Below are 18,509 nucleotides of genomic sequence, written 5' to 3' on the forward strand. Positions count from 1 at the left end.
TATAACCCGTTTGCTTATGCGAGACTGTCGCCCCGACTTTAGGTGTAATGTAAGCCTTCGACGCATAATACGTTTGTCCACTTAAAAATACTTTTACCCACGATGTGTTGTGGGAAGTATATTGAACTTCAGTTCCCTTTTTTAGCGTTCGTACAATTCCAGCACTACTAGAAGCAGAAACACGAATGTTTAAATTCACGGTAGTCACGCCCGTGGAAGATACGGCTTGAGTAGTGATGTTTGTTGGAATTGTAATCTTTTTAATGTACTGGGCCGAGGCATAATAAGTACGGTTATTTAAATACACTTTATGCCATGATTGGTTATGAATACCATACTTTACTTTTGTACCTTTCGGCAACGTCGTGAAGACGGTTCCCGTCGTACTTGCTGTCGTACGTACGTTCAAATTGACAGTCGTTTCGCCATCTAACGTCGAGGCCTCAACCGCTGGGATTTGGGCACCGAACAATAAAAGCGACAAGATAAGAGCAACCTTCAATAGTTTCATTTTCATCCAAAATATTCCTTTCCTCTCGCGCTACTTACTACTAACAACAACTTCATATTAGCATACTGCTTTTTAAAAAAAAGTAAGTATTTGAAAAAAAGATGAATATTTTTGATAAAAAGGGGAATGATTTTTAGTTAGGTTGTCGAATGACAATGTATTTGTCATTCCCATATATTTCTTCTTCGATGTAAAACCCAGGAATGAGTTCGACCGATCTCTCCGTCAGCGTCCAACGTTGATCACCTAACCGAATGACAAACCCGTCCAGACCCTCTACCGGGGCAATCTTACAAAACCGGGCCACGTTATGGTCTCGCTCTATATATCGGTCAAACGTTTCAGAAGGTTTAGGCCCAATTCCTCCCCAATATCGACCTGTCTCCTGACGCGGATAGGAACGGACCGACGGCTCGGTGATCGGATCCGGTGTATGGTCAAACCGTCCAAAGTCCCGTGACGATTTTTCTTCCACGAGCGCCCCGATCGATGCGTATACATCCAGCCCAATTCGTTCGGCCATCGCCACGACTGCACGCTGGACGCCTTCGATGTGCCGCTTCAACGAACCCGGTGTGGCCGAAGCCTTCAGCTTCTTGTCTCCTTCATATGCGTTTAAGATGCGAGCGACCTCCCCCGCCTCGCGGACGAGCGCAAAATACGTCACATGAATCGGAACCTCGTTCGCTTCACTCGTCTGAGGCTGAAGCGTGATCGCGTACTGATTGGCGAGACACGTCGAAATGACGAACACGTCTAGCAGTTCTTCGACGAGCGCCGTTTCGTCGTGATCGTGAAGCGCAGCCCCGACTTCCCCGACCTCTTCCAACAAACGGGCTAAGCCCGACAACGGTCGCCAATACCCCCCTAAATGAATGATCATCTGATCGACTTGTCGTTGAATCTCTCTCATATCCGTCACCTGTCCTTCTGCTCTATTAACCGGTCACATGGTATACTATGCTCAATCCACTTGTGCGGAAAGGGGCAATGCCTCATGTCGTCTGTCCGGCTTTGGCAACTCGTTCGTCTCGTCCTCGTCGTGATCGGGATGAGCGCTGTCATCTGGTTGCTCAGCATCATCTTTCAGTACACGTATCCTTTCGTCCTCGCGTTCTTGTTATCCTTGTTGACCGTACCGCTCGTCAACTTGTTCGAACGAAAAGCCAACATGCCGCGCGCCCTCGGGACGCTCCTCGCCCTCCTCATCGTCATGGGGCTCGTCTCCGGCGTGATTGTCATCGTCATTTCCCAGCTGATCCGTTACGCGACAATCGCGGCGGAAAAACTTCCGACTCAAATCGAGACGTTCACCGCTTTCGCCCAGCGCGTCTTCAATGAGAAGATCGCCCCGTTCGTCAATGACGCTTACGACAGCATCGAGCGGCTAAACCCGAGTCAGACGACGTCCCTCGAAGGCGGCATCACCGAGCTCGGCGTGCAACTAGGTGCTGCGATCGGGGTGCTCTCGCGCGGCCTCGCGGGCATGCTGCAAAGCTTGCTCGGCGCCTTGCCGCTCGTATTGTTGCTCTTCATCGTCATCGTCCTCGCTTGGTTTTTTATCACGAAAGACTGGCCGTCTTACATGCGGCAAATCGAACGCTTGAACGAACGCAAAGGGTTTAACGAATTCGAGGAGGTCATGTTGAACCTGCGGGCGGCTCTTTTCGGTTACGCCCGGGCCCAGTTGACACTCATCTCCATCACGTTCGGGATCGTGCTCGTCGGCATGTTCATCCTCCGAGTCGAGAACCCGCTCTCGTTCGCCCTCCTTGCCGCTTTCTTTGATTTACTGCCTTACCTTGGTGTCGGGACATTGTTAGTCCCGTGGGCCGCTTATGCCGCCATCTCGGGTGACTGGTTCGTCGCCATCGGCGTGCTCGTCCTTTACATCATCGTCATCGTCCAACGCAACTTGGCCGAGCCGAAGATCGTCGGTTCGCATATCGGGTTGAACCCGCTCGCCGCGCTCGTCTCAATTTTCGTCGGGCTCAAACTGTTCGGTGTCCTCGGCTTTATATTAGGGCCGGTCATCGCCGTATTGTTGAAAGCCCTATACAACGCTCGCGTCTTCTACTACGTGTGGCGCTTCATCGTCGGACCGAAACCGGTGACACCAAAAGAGCGATGACACGTCATCGCTCTTTTATCGTGGGTACCGCCACGAACGGTTCTCCTTCAGATCGGTCGGGATAAGTCGACATTCCCGTCGTGCCCGCTTCATAAGCGGCGACGGCCAGTATACAGGCATCGATAATGTCATCGACCTGTACGTTCGACATCTTCCATTTCCATGGCGAGCTGTTCGAATAACGGCGTAACAGTTCAATCCGTTCTGCCTCGCCGGCTTCCGTCTTCTTGCTGAACTCGGCCTCGCGACCCGTCATGACCGCAAAGCAGACTTCTGGGTGGGACTCGAACACATCATCACGGTCTAACGCTTGGAACTCCCGGATTCTCGGGACGAGGTTCCACGCTTGTTTGCTGATCCCTTTCCCGATGAGCTCGCGACTCTTAAGGCTTGCCGCTTCGTACGTGTCCTCGTTCAACACTTCTTCAATCGGAGGTGTGAAAATCGAAGACTTCCGTTGTTTCAACTGCGACCGCATAAACGCGTCACACGAACGGCCCGGTTGCTCGATCGTCCCTAAATCTTTCGGCATATCGACGAAATGCACGGCCCCGTCGATTAATAAATCTTCCAACTGTTCTGAGATGGTCAAACAGAGCGAGATGCTGTCGTACGTGATTCGTACCCAACCCCCGCGCGCGCCATCAATTCCTACTCCTACCACGTCGTACCTCCTGTATGAAAACTAACAATCCAAACACCGCACAAAAGACGGTGATCCCTAACAACCATTGATTCGGCCACACCGTATACCCGAAGCCGGATACGACGGCAAAGCCGAACAAAGTCAATCCAAGTTTCAACGGTTCCACCCGTCCAACAGTGAAGCGAGTGTCCTCACCATGACCCCGGTCGGCCCTTTAGGCCCGAGCTCGTTCGCAGCCGAGCGTTCACTCGTGCCGGCGATGTCCAAGTGAAGCCACGGTGTATCGCCGACGAACTCCCCGACGAACGCGCCGCCGAAGATCATGTGACCGAAACGGCCAGGCGAGTTGTTCAGATCGGCTACTTCCGACTTGCGAACTTTATTGATGAAGACGTCGAAGTACGGCATTTGCCAGACAAGTTCGTTCGTCTCACGGCTGGCCACCTCGAGCGCACCGTAGAGCGTGTCGTCGTTCGTCAGACAGCCGGTGACGTCTGTCCCGAGCGCGACGAGCACACCGCCCGTGAGCGTCGCCACATCGATGATTGCTTGCGGGTCATACGTTTTTGCGAACGTCACCGCGTCAGCCAGGACGAGGCGCCCCTCGGCGTCCGTGTTCAACACTTCAATCGTCTTCCCGTTCATCGCTGTGATGACGTCATCCGGTTTAAAGGCGTCGCCAGAAATCATGTTGTCCGTCGCCGGAATGACGCCAAGCACATTGACAGCCGGTTTCGTCGTCGCGAGCGTCTCGAACAACCCGATGACGGTTGCCGCTCCACCCATATCACCTTTCATACCGACGATCCCATCTTTCGGCTTAATCGAGTAACCGCCCGTATCGAACGTGACGCCTTTGCCGACGACGGCGATCGGAGCTTCGTCCCCGGCTCCGTTGTATTCAAGCACAATCAGTTTCGGTGGAAGTTTCGATCCTTGGTTGACCGCGAGCAACGCGCCCATCCCGAGCCCTTCCATCTCTTCCTTCTCCAAGATACGATGGTTAAACCCATGACGTTCCGCCAATTCGACCGCATAGTCGGCAAGCGCCTCTGCTGTCAAAATGTTTGCCGGCATCATCGTCAGCTTTCGGGCCACGTTGACTCCACGGCCTCGGGCCGCGCCTTTGTCGACTTCCGCCTGATCGATGTCCCCAAGCAAGGTGATCGTCACCTCAGGCGCACTGTCTTTCGGCGCCGACTTGTATGTAGGATGTTCGTAAGTCGCCATCTCATAAGCCTCGGCGAACAACGCACCGTTCGACTCGAACGTCTCGAGCGCGATCGCCACGTCCGTGAACGCGCGGGCCTTGATTTCTTTCGCGACTTTGCCAAACCAGTTGCGGACGTTTTCTGTCGAGTTCTCGTTGCGTTGCCCGAGTCCGACAAATAAGATGCGCTTCACTGTCCCCTCAAACGTCGGCACGACTGACAATTCTCCTGTCTTCGTCGAGATATCCGCTGATTGAATGAGCGACTTGACCCGCCCGTTATATAAGGCATCGAGCCCTTCATCAATTGTATCGGCAGCCCCGATTCCGACGACCATCGTGTCATATGAACCGTTCCAATCCAAGTCTTTTACTTGATACATGTGTGTCACTTCCCTTCTTTATATATAGTTAGCATAACGAACTTCTGTAAAATAATGAAACGGTATGCGTAAGAGTCAAGAAATCTTCGAATTCAAGCGCTATCTCCTCGTTGTGACGATGTTTTATTTTATGATAGGATAAGTTAGTACGCAATCCGGCACCCCTCAGTCTTGAGGTGAGGCCATTTTGTCCGGTCGAGGCTTCCCCTAGTCGCAGACCGTTGCTACTCTAAACTTCCGTCTTTTCGTTAATTCCTTTTTCAATTCGGGTAAGAACTAACGAGACAACGTCGGAAACAAACTATTTCTTTGAAGAGAGGGACTACGCTTATGTCACACATTAAAGGTATTGGCGCATCTGCAGGAATCGCAGTTGCGAAAGCATTCGTCATGGAGACACCTTCATTTGACATCCCAACGAACAAAATCGAGGACGTAGCAGCTGAGAAAGCACGCTTCCAAGCAGCCATCGCTCAGTCGAAAACAGAACTCGAAGAAATCCGTGAAATCACACTCCGTGAACTCGGCGAAGACAAAGCAGAGATTTTCTCGGCTCACTTGCTCATCGTGGAAGATCCGGAAATCGTTTCACAAGTGAACGACAAAATTGAAAGCGAACACATGAACGCTGCGAAAGCGCTCGACGAAGTCGCTCAAACAATGGTGATGATCTTCGAATCGATGGACAACGAGTACATGCGTGAACGCGCAGCTGACGTTCGTGACGTCACAAAACGCGTCATGGCCCACATCCTCGGTGTCACGTTCATGACGCCGGCCTCAATCTCAGAAGAAGTCATCATCATCGCTGAAGATTTGACACCGTCTGACACGGCGCAGCTCAACCGTAAATATGTCAAAGGCTTCGCGACGAACATCGGCGGACGCACGTCTCACTCGGCCATCATGTCACGCTCACTTGAAATCCCTGCCGTCGTCGGGACGAAAGTAGCACTCGAAGAAATCAAAAACGGCGACCTCGTCGTCATCGACGGGACAGAAGGAGACGTCTTCGTCAATCCGTCTGAAGAACTCGTCAATGAATATAACGCGAAACGCGCTTCATTCGAAGCGTATAAAGAAGAATTGAAGCAACTCGTCAACGAAGAGTCAATCACAGCTGACGGCCACAAGGTCAAACTCGCTGCGAACATCGGGACACCGAACGACCTCGAAGGCGTCTTGAAAAACGGTTCTGACGCGATCGGACTTTACCGTACCGAGTTCCTTTACATGGACTCAGAGACGTTCCCGACCGAAGAAGAACAGTATACAGCTTACAAAACAGTGCTCGAAGGTATGGAAGGCAAACAAGTCGTCATCCGTACACTCGACATCGGTGGAGATAAAGAATTGTCTTACCTCGACCTTCCGAAAGAAATGAACCCGTTCCTCGGCTACCGCGCGATTCGCCTTTGCCTTGAGGAAACTGACTTGTTCCGTACGCAACTTCGCGCCCTTCTCCGTGCCTCTGCTCACGGTGACCTCGCCATCATGTTCCCAATGATCGCGACGCTCGAAGAGTTCCGTGCCGCAAAAGCACTTCTCCTCGAAGAAGAAGCGAAGTTGAAAGCTGAAGGCATCGCTGTCGGCAACTACGAGACAGGGATGATGGTTGAGATCCCTTCGACTGCCGTCATGGCGAAACAATTCGCGAAAGAAGTCGACTTCTTCTCAGTCGGCACGAACGACTTGATTCAATACACGATGGCAGCGGACCGGATGAACGAGAAAGTCTCGTACTTGTACCAACCGTTCAACCCGGCCATCTTGAACCTTCTCCACAACGTCATCACAGAAGCACATAAAGCAGGCAAATGGGTCGGCATGTGTGGCGAGATGGCAGGGGAAGAGCTCGCGATTCCAATCCTTCTCGGACTTGGTCTCGATGAGTTCTCGATGTCAGCTTCGAGCGTCTTGCGCGCACGTAGCCTCGTGAAACGTTTGACGAAATCGGAAACAGAAGCGATCGTCAACGACGTCTTGAACATGGATACAGCAGAAGAAGTCGTGAACTTCCTCAGTGAAAAATTCGATATTAAAAAGTAACCTGCTATAAAAATAAGCTTCGTCTCTCGTCGAGACGAAGCTTATTTTTGATTGTTTCAATGGACTGATAGAAGCGAAGATACGTTACTCGATGCGATCAACAATTTGGAAGTCTAGTTTTTCCCCGATGACGATCGACTCGCCGTACGAGACAATGACCTGTTTCCCGTCACCATTCGTAAGAATGATTGGTGTGATTAAGGATGGGACCTTGTCTCGTATCGAATCAAGATTGACTTCCAATAGGACGTCACCTGCTTTTACGTGATCGCCTTCTTTCACTTTAGCGTCGAAGCCTTCACCCTTAAGGTTGACCGTATCTAGACCGACATGGATGAGAATCTCGCGTCCATCATCCGAGAGCAATCCGATGGCATGCTTAGTTGGGAAGAATGTGGTGACTGTGCCGGTGAATGGTGCAACTACTCTTCCATCACTCGGTTCAATCGCAAATCCATCTCCCATCATCCGTCCAGAGAAGACTTGGTCCGGTACATCATCAAGCGACAAAATCGTTCCCGACATCGGCGCTAAGAATCCTTCTTCTTCAGGGTTCGACGTACCGGATGTGACGACCGGTTTCTCTTTCGGCTTGAACTCGCCCCCTTCGATGATTGCGGCGATTTGAGATTTGAGCGTATCCGACTTCGGTCCAAAGATCGCTTGGATGTTGTCACCGACTTCGAGTACGCCAGCTGCACCAAGGTCTTTGAGCAAGTCTTTGTCGACTTGTTTGACGTCGTTCACGGTGACGCGAAGTCGCGTGATACAGGCGTCAAGGTGTTTGATGTTCTCAGGCCCACCTAGACCGACGAGTACTTCGTACGGTAAATCATCACCGACGACGGCTCGTGCCACTTTCCCTTCCGTCGACTCACGACCCGGGATTTTCAAGTCGAACTTTTGAATCGCGAAGCGGAACCCGAAGTAATAGATGACAGCGAACACGAGACCGACTGGAATGACGAGCCACCAGGCTGTCCGGTTCGGCAACACCCCGAACAACAGGTAGTCGATGAGTCCGCCCGAGAACGTCATCCCGATTTTCACGTTCAGTAAGTGCATCGTCATAAAGGATAGTCCGGCAAATACGGCGTGAATACCGAAAAGAAGCGGCGCGACGAAGACGAACGAGAACTCGACCGGCTCCGTGATCCCTGTCAAGAACGATGTCAATGCGGCAGAGAAGTATAACCCTTCGACGTTTTTCCGACGTTCTTTCGGTACGGTGTGATACATCGCGAGACAGGCAGCCGGCAACCCGAACATCATGAACGGGAATTTCCCTGTCATATACGTCCCGGCCGTGAACTCGACACCGTCACGCAATTGGGCGAAGAAGATCCGTTGGTCCCCTTGTACGAGATCACCGGCTTGGTTCGTATATTCTCCGAACTGGAACCAAAACGGAGAGTACCAGATGTGATGAAGCCCGAACGGAATCAATGACCGTTCGACCAATCCGAAGACGAATGCCGAAACCGCCACGTTCGCCTCGATGATCGTGCGTGAGAACGTGTTGATCCCGACCCCAATCGGCGGCCAGATGTAGGCGAGCGCGATACCGACGACCAAGCTGAAAGCTGCCGTGGCAATCGGGACGAACCGCTTCCCGGCGAAGAACCCTAAAAACTCCGGCAACTTGATGTTGAAGTATTTGTTGTAGGCAAATGCGGCAATCAGACCAGCGATAATCCCCCCGAACACCCCCATCTGGAGCGTCGGAATCCCGAGCACCGTCGCATACTGCGGGTCCCCTTGGACGATTTCCGAGGTAATCCCGTTCCACGTGCTGATGACTTTGTTCATAATCAAATACCCGACGATAGCTGCTAACCCGGCGACACCGTCCCCGTTGGCAAGCCCGATGGCGACCCCGACGGCGAACAACAGACCTAAGTTGGCAAACACGATATCCCCGGCATCGGTCATGACCTGCCAGATGAGAACGAGTGAATCGTTTGCCAAGAAAGGTAAGAGTGCAACGAGATCAGGATTTTGGAATGCGGTACCGAACGCCAGTAAGAGACCGGCTGCCGGCAAAATCGCAACCGGAAGCATGAGTGCCTTCCCGATCCGTTGCAAAACACCAAACACTTTCTTCCACATCTTGGTTCCCTCCTTTTGTCAGAATACTTACTTTTCCCCATCTGACATATGGCTGAAACCGTTTCCCGACACAAAAAAGCCAACCCACGAAGGATTGGCTCATACGTTTACATTAGTTTGCTTTCTTTTCGTTACCTGAAGCGATGACCGCTTGCATTTCTGATTTCAATGCATCCGAACGCGGACCGAAGATGGCTTGAATGTTGTTTCCGACTTCAAGGACACCAGCTGCGCCGAGGCGTTTCAACTCTTCTTTGTTTACTTGGTTCTTATCTTTAACTTCAACGCGGAGACGTGTGATACATGCGTCTAGGTGTTTGATGTTTTGCGAACCACCGAAACCAACGAGGATATCTTGTGCAAGTTCCGAACCAGTAGCTGTTGATTGCTCAACGACTTCATCTTCACGGCCCGGTGTTTTAAGGTTGAACTTGCGGATTACGAAACGGAATCCGAAGTAGTAAACGACTGCGAATACGAGACCGACCGGAATGACGAGCCACCAGTCTGTACGGTTAGGAAGAACACCGAAGAGAAGGTAGTCGATCAAACCGCCCGAGAACGTCATCCCGATTTTGACGTTCAAGATGTGCATGACCATGAATGAAAGGCCAGCGAAAACGGCGTGTACTGCGAACAAGAGTGGAGCGACGAACAAGAATGAGAACTCGATCGGCTCAGTGATACCAGTCAAGAACGATGTAAGTGCTGCCGAAGCCAAGAGACCACCGACGACTGCTTTACGTTCAGGACGTGCTTCATGGTACATCGCGAGTGCTGCTGCTGGAAGACCGAACATCATGAACGGGTATTTACCAGTCATGAACGTACCAGCTGTAAGTTCAGCGCCGTCACGAATTTGTGCGAAGAAGATCGCTTGGTCACCACGGACGATCGTACCCGCTGCATCCGTGTACGAGCCGAACTCGAACCAGAACGGCGAGTAGAAGATGTGGTGAAGACCGAACGGGATCAAAGAACGTTCAATCAAACCGAAGACGAACGCCGCGAGCGTGCGGTTTTCAGTCAACATGAAGTTTGAGAATGAGTTCAAGCCGTGCTGAACTGGTGGCCAGATGAGAAGCATGACGAAACCAGCGACGACTGCCAAAACAGCCGTGACGATTGGGACGAAACGCTTACCAGCGAAAAAGCCAAGGAATTGCGGTAGTTGAATGTTGAAGTATTTGTTATACGCCCAGGCGGCAATCAGACCGACGATGATACCACCGAATACCCCTGTTTGAAGTGTTGGGATACCAAGAACTGACGCGTAAGCCGGGTCACCTTGTGCGATAATTTCAGGCGTGAGCTCGAGCCACACACCCATAACTTTGTTCATGATGAGGAACCCGACGATAGCTGCGAGTCCGGCAACGCCGTCCCCTGCTAAACCGATCGCGACACCGACAGCGAACAAGAGTGCCAAGTTCGAGAAGATAATGCCACCCGCTTGCTCCATGAGCTGAGCGAATTTCACGACGCCTGCGTTCGTTAACCAACCAGCGCGTGATGTAAGGGCCGGGTTTTGCATCGCGTTACCGAATGCAAGAAGAAGACCGGCGGCCGGCAAGATCGCAACAGGAAGCATAAGCGCTTTACCGACTTTTTGAAGAACACCAAAAATCTGCTTAAACATGATAAATCCTCCTTTTGAAATGGTTTGTACGGAAAGACGACTGTAGATGTCAGACAACCGACGTATCTAAACGTTTTCATAATAAACGTTTATAAAAACAGAAACAGGCATGAACAAGGGATAGAACGTAGACCTCTCCCAATGGAGAAATCGTAAGCCGTTCCACTCCTTACTCATGCCTGATCGAATCAGTAACACGTAAGATACGTGGTATCAGTTATCTACTTGTAAGGCGCTGGAGATGCATCGTCAAATATGTCGCTTCACCTCGCGGGACAGGACGCTTTAACTCGCGTTCCATGATACCCATCAGCTCCCAAGCAGTACTATAGCATAGCGGATATTCTTCACGCAATACCTTTTCTATTTTTTGTGGAGCCTCGACGAGCTCACCGGTCGCAACCCGCTCAACGGCGTACCTTAAGTGCCGAAGTAAGCGCTTATAATCGAGTGAAGTCCGGTCCATTTTGACGTTCAACCGACTCTCAATCGTCTGAACGATTTGCCCGATGATTTGATTGTGACGGTTCACTTCGAGCACATTTTTAAACGTCGTCGCCGAATGGATATGAAGGGCGATGAACCCGACCTCGGCGTCCGGCAACAATACGTCGAGCCGTTCATGAATCATATCGACGATGCGTTCGGCGAGTGCGTACTCATTCGGATAAAGCGATTCGGTCTCGAGCAAGAACGGATTTGTCACTTCCATCCCTTGTTCGATTCGTTTCATCGTGAAGAACAAGTGGTCGGTCAAGCCGATATGGATATGTTCATCGACTTTCTTGCCTGTACTCATCTCGATGAAGCCGACAATCTCTTGCATGAACGCGATGAAATCCTCGTCGACGTGCTTGACGAGTTCACGGTACTGCGACTGTTCTTCTTTATCGGTCAACTGATACACTTTCTCCGGGACGCTGGCGGGGTCGACGAGATCGCCTGCCTTCTTGCCAAAGCCAATCCCCTTACCGAGTAGAATGACTTCCGGATCCGTATCATGTTGACAAATGACAACGCTATTATTCAACACTTTTTTGATCGTATACATCGGTAATGTCATTCGTATCGCATCCCTTACTAATTAAATCGTTATCTTATCTAGTATATCGGTTCAGCTTCTAAAAAAGTAGGCGGAAAACAAAAAAGACGAACATTTCTGTCGTCTTTAGAACATCGAATAACCGCTCTTGCGCAAAAATCGAATCGTCACGCCAGCCAAAATGGTGCCGAGCAAGCCGAAACCGAGCATGAAGATGTCAAGAAACTGCAGCCCGAGCAGACGTTCATATACGTTCGCGAGTGCCGTCGACGTCTCTGTGACGTAACTTGAGAGCTTGACGTTATCAATCATCAAAATGACGAAAATCGGATAGATGAACACGAGCGTCCATGTTTTTTTCAGCAACATGTTCAAGATGAAGCCGATGCTAAAGAAGATGACCAAATATAAAATCGCGCCGATGACGGCCTGGATGATATGCATGCGATTGCCCCCTTTTCCCGATATCTATTATACCGAATCGCCTTCCGCTTGGTCAAAGAAGTTCGCCGGATTGTCGACATGAAAAAGCAGCCCGTTCTCACGAACGGGCTGCGCGTTGGCTCAACTGAATTAGAACTTACCCTTTTTAAGGACAAGACCATATTTCTTGAGCTCGATGAAGTGTTTGTTGTCGATCACTTTCTTCATGAATGAAGCGTTGCGACCGAAGATTTTTTTGCCCATGACGATACCAATTCCGTCGTTATGGCCAAGTGATGCGACTGTCCCTTTGCTCTCATACGTGAACTTCGAAGTCGATTTTCCGTTGATGAGCGCCGCGATGTTTTTCGCAACGTTATGAGCTTGTTGCGTCGCGATTTGGGCTGTCGGCGGGTATGGGCGGTTTGATACCGGGTCCATGACAGCTGAGCAGTCACCGATGATGAAGACGTTGTCGTGACCAGGGGCACGGTTATCCGCTTCGACCATGACGCGGTTACGGACCGCTTCAAAGCCAGACTTCTCGATGATCGGGCTACCGCTGACGCCGCCTGTCCAAAGGATCGTGTTCGCCGCGATCGTCTCGGTCGTGTCGCCTTGGAGTGGGCCGAACGTGACGAGACCAGGCTCAACGCCTTTGATCCCGTTGCCGAGTTTCATTTCGACGCCGTTACGCTCGAGCCATTTCTGCGCGTACGTCGTGAGTTCCGGGTCGAAACCTGGAAGAACCGTTGGCGCCGCCTCGATGTTGACGATGCGAACCGCTTCACGCGGTACATCGTACTGCTTGCAAAGCTCAGGGATCCGGTTGACGAGCTCACCGAGGAACTCGATTCCTGTGAACCCTGCGCCACCGACGACGATCGTCACGTATGAACGGTCAGTCGAACCGTTTGATTTATATTCTGAGAACGAGTACTCAATGTGGTTTTTGATTTTACGAACGCTGTTGAGTGAGCTGATCGTCATCGCGTTCTCTTTGAGACCTGGAATACCGAACGTTTCAGGTACGCCACCGAGTGCAAAGACGACATAATCGTATTCAACCGTCGAACCGTCTTCGAGCAACACTTGTTTAGCCGTAGTATCGACGCGATCGACGATCCCTTTGACAAATTTCACACGTGACGGGTTCACGACGTCGTTAATGTAAACGCGCGCTTGTTCCGGTTTCATCGTTCCTGCCGCCGGCTCGTGAAGCCACGTCGTCTGGTAATGGTAATCATGCTTGTTGATCAGCGTGATGTTCGCATCTCCGGCTGAAAGTGTCTTCTGAAGATTGACTGCTGTGATAAGCCCGCCAAAACCTGCGCCGAGAATAACAATGTTAGGTCGTTTCATGTTCATTTCCACCTTATGTTTCATAGTTTTGTTTTCTTGAACAACCATGTTGTGTGTTTTTTCACATGATTGTTCACAATAAAGCCTAAACCTTGTTCAACCAATGTTCACAATTGCTTCTATGTCATTGTACGCTCTTTGTTTCGTTTTCTCAATGGAAAAGCTTATCTTCTTGATTTTTTTTTGAACGTGTAGCATGTTTGTACAGAATGGATTTAATTGACGATTGTCACTATAATAGATGTATACGTTTTGAGGAGGAATTCGATGAAATCGACGAAAGATGTGATCATCATCGGTGGCGGCCCGGTCGGACTGTTCACCGCATTTTATGCAGGTATGCGACAACTCGATGCGACGTTGATTGAAAGTTTGCCACAACTAGGCGGACAATTATCAACGCTCTATCCAGAAAAATATATTTACGACATCGCCGGCTTCCCGAAAGTGAAAGCCCAAGATTTGATTGACCAGCTGAAAGCTCAGGCTGACCAGTTCGAGCAAGACTACCGTTTAGGCGAGACCGTCGAGACAGTCGAACGTCTCGAAGACGGCACGTTCCACATTACGACGAACAAAGACGAATACCACACGAAAGCGATCATCATCACTGCTGGGAACGGGGCATTCGCCGCACGTCCGCTCGGAATTGATGGTTGTGAAGACTTTGCGAACCTTCATTATTTCGTCGACAACATGGAGAAATTCCGTGACCGCCGCGTCATGATCGCCGGTGGTGGCGACTCAGCCGTCGACTGGGCGCTCATGCTTGAAGGCATCGCCAAAGAAGTTCATATCGTCCACCGCCGCGACCGTTTCCGTGCCCACGAGCACACGGTCGAACAGATGAAGGCGTCGACGATCAACGTCTGGACACCATACAATATCGAATCACTCTCAGGTGAGACGCACATCGAATCGGTCGAATTGACCGACAAAGACGGTGCATCAAAATTCGTCGAGATCGACGACCTCATCTGCAACTACGGTTTCGTCTCGTCACTCGGCCCGATCAAGAACTGGGGCATGGAGTTCGAGAAAAACACGATCCGCGTCGACTCGCGCATGGAGACGACGGTCGCCGGTATCTTCGCATGCGGTGACATCGCCACGTACGAAGGAAAAGTGAAACTGATCGCGACTGGCTTCGGAGAAGCCCCGATCGCCATCAACCAAGTGAAGCAGCTCGTCGACCCGACAGCGCGCCACCCGCAACACTCGACCTCGGTATTTGCCGGGAAATAAAAAATTGGCCTCTCATCGTTGATGAGAGGCCAATTTTTTATTTACGGATCGTTTGAATGATGACGCGGTCGATCCAGTCATCAAGTTGCGTGAAGACGAACCCGGCTTTTTTCGCCTCAGCGATCGACATATAATAGTCGACGTCCGTGTCATACGGGGACGACTCCCCGTCCTTGATGATGTGGACCGGTTTGCCGAGGTGGTGGCCAATCCGTTCCATGAGTGCCCCCACGGACATCACCCCTTCGCTCGCTGCGTTGAACGGGCCGGTGACGTTCGCTCGGCCGACCCATTCTAAAAAGGCGGCCGCCTCAAAACTTGAGATGAAGCCCATTTTCGCTTCCGGGTGATGAAGGACGATCGGCTCTTCCCGACGAATCGCATCGACATAAAATTTGAGCCGGTCCGTATAGTCGTCCGGACCGAGCACAATCGGAAAACGAACGGTCGCGACCGGGAATGAGGCGCGATGGAAGAAATACGACTCGGCCTCCCGCTTCCCTTGCCCGTAGTCATGTTCTGCTTCGAGATGATAATCGAAATGAAGCGGGTTGAAGTCACTTTCCTTTAAATTGGCGCCAGGGGCATATACGGACAACGTGGATGTCAGCACATACTTGCCGACGTGGTCCAAAAACGCATCTGCCGCGATTTTCGCCTGGTACGGCGAGAAACAAATATTGTCATAGACGAGATCGTAATGGTCACGCGATAAGTCTTTCATCGTCGCGACCGACTGCCGGTCCCCTTTGATCGAACGGATCCCTTCCGCCTCAGGTACTTGCAGTTGCCCTCGCGTCACGATCGTCACGTCGTCCCCTGCCTCGGCCAAGCGGAGCGCCAATCGCTTCCCGAAATAGCGCGACCCACCGAAAATCAGTACTTTTCTCATCCTGTCTGCCCCCTTTTCATCCTTCTCTCTCCAATATTCCCGTTCATTTCCTTGGAATAACCTGCGAACAAAAAAAGGTCGCAGACGAAATGTCTGCAACCTGTATGTTCAGCAATCTCCCGGCGTACCGGCGTTCGACGCCGTCCGGAAACTCGAACCGCAACCACACGTCGCGATGGCGTTCGGGTTTTTAATCGTGAAGCCGCCCCCGAGCATCGACTGTTTATAGTCGATCTCGAGTCCGTCGACGACTCCGTGATCGGCCTCGGCGACGATGACGCGGACTCCGTGATGGTCAAACTGGACGTCTTTGTCCGTCTTCTCCTCATCGAATCCCATTCCATAAGACAAGCCGGTACATCCGCCTCCTTGCACTTTAATCCGTAAATATTGACCCTCGGGGCGTTCGGTCTGTTTCATCATATCGATGACCTGAAGCGCCGCTGACTCAGTCAAATGAATCATCTGAACTCCTCCTTCATTATCTTCATATCAAGTCAACTCACTTGAGATTTTGTGAAATATCTTGTATAACTAAACTGTAACAAAAAAAATTAAATCGTTCCATCTTCGGGGCAGGGTGAAATTCCCGACCGGCGGTATTGAAGACAAGTTCTTCTCAGCCCGTGAGCGAGCAAGGCGTTGCTTGCTGATTTCGTGAGATTCGAAAGCCGACAGTATAGTCTGGATGGGAGAAGATGGCGGCATCCGACCGATATCCGGATGTTTTCTTTGGCGTGGTCTCCATACCGATGAGAACATCTATTTCGTATGCGCGTAAACTCTCCCGATTGTATGATGCAATCGGGTTTTTCTATGCGACGGGTGCCATTCATCAAGGAGCGACAAAAGGAGAGATTTTGATGAAAACAACGCGTAACAAACGATTGACAACACTGGTGACGTTATCGATGCTCGGGGCGATCTCATTCGTGCTCATGCTCTTTAACTTCCCGCTGCCTTTCCTGCCACCGTTCTTAAAAGTGGACTTCAGTGACATCCCAGCGCTCGTCGCCGGTATCGTCTTTTCCCCACTCGCAGGCGTCGTGGTCGTCGCTCTAAAAAATGTCCTTTATTATGTCTTTAACGGCGGCGGCGTGCCGGTCGGTGAACTCGCGAACTTCTTCGCAGGTGTCGCCTTCATGTATCCGGTCGCTTGGTTCTACCATAAACGTAAAACGAATAAAGCGCTCGCTTCAGGCCTTGTGGCCGGAACGATCACGATGGCGCTCAGCTTGGCCATCTTAAACTATGTACTCATCTTACCGGCCTACGCGTTCTTCTTCGGGATGGCTGAAATGGCGGACCCGGCCGTGAAAACAAACCTCGTTCTTTACGGGATCTTGCCGTTTAACTTCATTAAAGCTTTGCTGATCACCGCCTTGTTCGTCCCGCTCTTCATCAAGTTGAAGCCGTGGATCGAACGTCAGCGCATGCAGCTTCAAGCGTAACACGAACGCGTCTAGGAACATTCCTAGACGCGTTTTTACGTCTTCGCCCCTCATCAATACCAACACAACCCTACTACACGACCACGACCAGCCCTAGCCCACAAAAAAAGAGTGACCACCGAAGTGATCACTCTGCGTATACCGTGTTTGATTAGAGAAGAAGTCCAGCGAGTGTCGCCGACATCAAGTTGGCAAGCGTACCTGCGAGAATCGCGAGGACACCCATGCGCGCGATATCACCACGACGGTTCGGCGCCATACCACCTAGACCACCGAGAAGGATCGCGAGTGACGAAATGTTAGCGAATCCACAGAGCGCGAACGCTATCATCGCTTCTGTACGAGCAGACAACTCACCAGAACCGATAATCGGTGCGAATTCTGAGAAGGCAACGAATTCGTTCAAGACGAGTTTTTGTCCAAGGAAGCTACCGAACTGGACAGCATCTGCCCATGGTACACCGATGACGAATGCGAGCGGAGCAAACACATAACCGAGAATCAATTGAACCGTAAGACCGTCGAATCCGAACAAGCCACCGATTCCACCAAGAATCAAGTTAACGAGGGCGATGAGTGAAACGAATGCGAGAAGCATCGCACCGACGTTCAAGGCGAGGAAGAGACCGTCTGACGCACCACGAGCAGCTGCATCGACGAAGTTCGCCGGTTTGTTCTCTTCATCGACTGCGATGTCGATGTTATCATCCGGTACATCCGTTTCCGGAACGATGATTTTCGCGAACATAAGACCAGCTGGTGCTGCCATGAAACTTGCAGCGAGCAAGTATGAGAGCGGTACACCGAGCGCAGCGTATCCGGCAAGTACTGAACCGGCAACCGACGCGAGACCACCGACCATGACTGCAAAGAGTTCAGATTGCGTCATTGAAGGAAGATACGGTTTGATGACGAGTGGTGCTTCGGTTTGACCGACGAAAATGTTCGCCGTTGCCGAGAGCGACTCCTTACGTGACGTACCGAGTGCTTTCGAAAGTGCCGTACCGAGAATCCGGATGACCCACTGCATAACTCCTACATAGTATAGAAGAGCGATGAGTGATGACATGAAGACGATGATCGTCAACACTTGGAACGCGAAGACGAAGTTGTCCCCGCCTACGGCTGTGCCGAAGACGAAGCTAATTCCTGCGTTCGCCGTGTTCAAGACGTTTTGAACCCCTTCCGAGATCCAAAGCAAGACCGCCCGTCCTGCTGACGTATAAAGTACGAGGAAGGCGAATAAGAACTGAATAGCGAATGCCGCGAGGACGGTGCGCCACTTGATCGCTTTACGGTTGGTTGAGAAGATGTAAGCGATTCCAATTAATACCAAAATACCAACCACACTCATGATTTTCATTAGTGTTTTGCTCCTTTCATATTAAGAAAAGCCGTTATAATGTGTCATACCCG

15 protein-coding genes, 1 pseudogene and 1 riboswitch are annotated in these 18,509 nt (G+C 51.1%); of the genes and pseudogenes, 4 read left to right on the top strand and 12 right to left on the bottom strand.

The genetic code is table 11. From position 1 onward, the window contains the following. Window positions 1-58 precede the first annotated feature (58 nt). Both JJU47_RS06950 and JJU47_RS06955 read right to left on the bottom strand, forming a co-directional pair. A pseudogene (locus JJU47_RS06950) lies at window positions 59-517 on the bottom strand (SH3 domain-containing protein); the annotation flags it as partial. A gap of 127 nt (window positions 518-644) precedes the next feature. Next, a complete protein-coding gene (locus JJU47_RS06955; protein WP_228617548.1) occupies window positions 645-1,424 on the bottom strand; it encodes a MazG nucleotide pyrophosphohydrolase domain-containing protein in 780 nt (259 codons plus the stop codon). An 84-nt stretch (window positions 1,425-1,508) separates the two neighbouring features. Here JJU47_RS06955 and ytvI point away from each other — a divergent pair, with 84 nt between their 5' ends. Beyond that, complete coding sequence (gene ytvI, locus JJU47_RS06960) at window positions 1,509-2,642, top strand: sporulation integral membrane protein YtvI (RefSeq protein ID WP_228617550.1); 1,134 nt, start codon at window positions 1,509-1,511, stop codon at window positions 2,640-2,642. A gap of 4 nt (window positions 2,643-2,646) precedes the next feature. Here ytvI and JJU47_RS06965 read toward each other — a convergent pair whose 3' ends face one another. Both JJU47_RS06965 and JJU47_RS06970 read right to left on the bottom strand, forming a co-directional pair. After that, window positions 2,647-3,306 carry a DUF429 domain-containing protein gene (locus JJU47_RS06965; RefSeq protein WP_228617553.1) on the bottom strand — a complete coding sequence of 220 codons (660 nt, stop codon included), beginning with the start codon at window positions 3,304-3,306 and terminating at the stop codon, window positions 2,647-2,649. Window positions 3,307-3,441: 135 nt separating this feature from the next. Next, entirely contained in the window at window positions 3,442-4,881 is a 1,440-nt protein-coding gene (locus tag JJU47_RS06970; RefSeq protein ID WP_228617555.1) for a leucyl aminopeptidase, read from the bottom strand. 330 nt (window positions 4,882-5,211) lie between these two features. On the opposite strand from JJU47_RS06970, the gene ptsP reads away from it, so the two are divergent. Then, window positions 5,212-6,930, top strand: coding sequence for a phosphoenolpyruvate--protein phosphotransferase (ptsP, locus tag JJU47_RS06975; protein ID WP_228617557.1), 1,719 nt, complete (start codon window positions 5,212-5,214; stop codon window positions 6,928-6,930). 84 nt (window positions 6,931-7,014) lie between these two features. Here ptsP and ptsG (JJU47_RS06980) read toward each other — a convergent pair whose 3' ends face one another. The 5 genes from ptsG (JJU47_RS06980) to JJU47_RS07000 all read right to left on the bottom strand — a co-directional run bounded on the left by ptsG (JJU47_RS06980) (window position 7,015) and on the right by JJU47_RS07000 (window position 13,505). Beyond that, the gene (gene ptsG / locus JJU47_RS06980; RefSeq protein ID WP_228617559.1) at window positions 7,015-9,039 is read right to left on the bottom strand and encodes a glucose-specific PTS transporter subunit IIBC; all 2,025 of its coding nucleotides are present in this window, start codon (window positions 9,037-9,039) and stop codon (window positions 7,015-7,017) included. 112 nt (window positions 9,040-9,151) lie between these two features. After that, on the bottom strand, window positions 9,152-10,678 hold the full coding sequence (gene ptsG, locus JJU47_RS06985) for a glucose-specific PTS transporter subunit IIBC (RefSeq protein WP_300997564.1): 1,527 nt from the start codon (window positions 10,676-10,678) through the stop codon (window positions 9,152-9,154). Window positions 10,679-10,895: 217 nt separating this feature from the next. Next, window positions 10,896-11,741, bottom strand: coding sequence for a glucose PTS transporter transcription antiterminator GlcT (gene glcT / locus JJU47_RS06990; RefSeq protein WP_024371284.1), 846 nt, complete (start codon window positions 11,739-11,741; stop codon window positions 10,896-10,898). A gap of 105 nt (window positions 11,742-11,846) precedes the next feature. Continuing rightward, window positions 11,847-12,164, bottom strand: coding sequence for a YuiB family protein (locus JJU47_RS06995; RefSeq protein WP_228617561.1), 318 nt, complete (start codon window positions 12,162-12,164; stop codon window positions 11,847-11,849). A 129-nt stretch (window positions 12,165-12,293) separates the two neighbouring features. Beyond that, window positions 12,294-13,505, bottom strand: a complete 1,212-nt coding sequence (locus JJU47_RS07000) for an NAD(P)/FAD-dependent oxidoreductase (protein ID WP_228617564.1) — start codon at window positions 13,503-13,505, stop codon at window positions 12,294-12,296. A 267-nt stretch (window positions 13,506-13,772) separates the two neighbouring features. Between JJU47_RS07000 and JJU47_RS07005 the strand changes: the two genes are divergently transcribed. Further along, window positions 13,773-14,750 (top strand): NAD(P)/FAD-dependent oxidoreductase, encoded by a 978-nt coding sequence (locus JJU47_RS07005; protein WP_228617566.1) that lies wholly within the window; start codon window positions 13,773-13,775, stop codon window positions 14,748-14,750. 37 nt (window positions 14,751-14,787) lie between these two features. Here the strand turns inward: JJU47_RS07005 and JJU47_RS07010 are convergent, their stop codons facing one another. Both JJU47_RS07010 and JJU47_RS07015 read right to left on the bottom strand, forming a co-directional pair. After that, complete coding sequence (locus JJU47_RS07010; protein WP_228617570.1) at window positions 14,788-15,642, bottom strand: Rossmann-fold NAD(P)-binding domain-containing protein; 855 nt, start codon at window positions 15,640-15,642, stop codon at window positions 14,788-14,790. Window positions 15,643-15,750: 108 nt separating this feature from the next. Next, the gene (locus JJU47_RS07015; protein ID WP_228617573.1) at window positions 15,751-16,107 is read right to left on the bottom strand and encodes a HesB/IscA family protein; all 357 of its coding nucleotides are present in this window, start codon (window positions 16,105-16,107) and stop codon (window positions 15,751-15,753) included. Between the two features lie 97 nt (window positions 16,108-16,204). After that, a riboswitch (FMN riboswitch) is annotated at window positions 16,205-16,346 on the top strand. Between the two features lie 159 nt (window positions 16,347-16,505). Between JJU47_RS07015 and JJU47_RS07020 the strand changes: the two genes are divergently transcribed. Next, window positions 16,506-17,093, top strand: coding sequence for an ECF transporter S component (locus tag JJU47_RS07020; protein WP_024372564.1), 588 nt, complete (start codon window positions 16,506-16,508; stop codon window positions 17,091-17,093). Between the two features lie 151 nt (window positions 17,094-17,244). Here the strand turns inward: JJU47_RS07020 and JJU47_RS07025 are convergent, their stop codons facing one another. Beyond that, window positions 17,245-18,456 carry a NupC/NupG family nucleoside CNT transporter gene (locus tag JJU47_RS07025; RefSeq protein ID WP_228617575.1) on the bottom strand — a complete coding sequence of 404 codons (1,212 nt, stop codon included), beginning with the start codon at window positions 18,454-18,456 and terminating at the stop codon, window positions 17,245-17,247. Between the last annotated feature and the right edge of the window lie 53 nt (window positions 18,457-18,509).

Origin of the sequence: Exiguobacterium sp., assembly GCF_020832205.1 — a bacterium.
Lineage (GTDB): Bacteria > Bacillota > Bacilli > Exiguobacteriales > Exiguobacteriaceae > Exiguobacterium.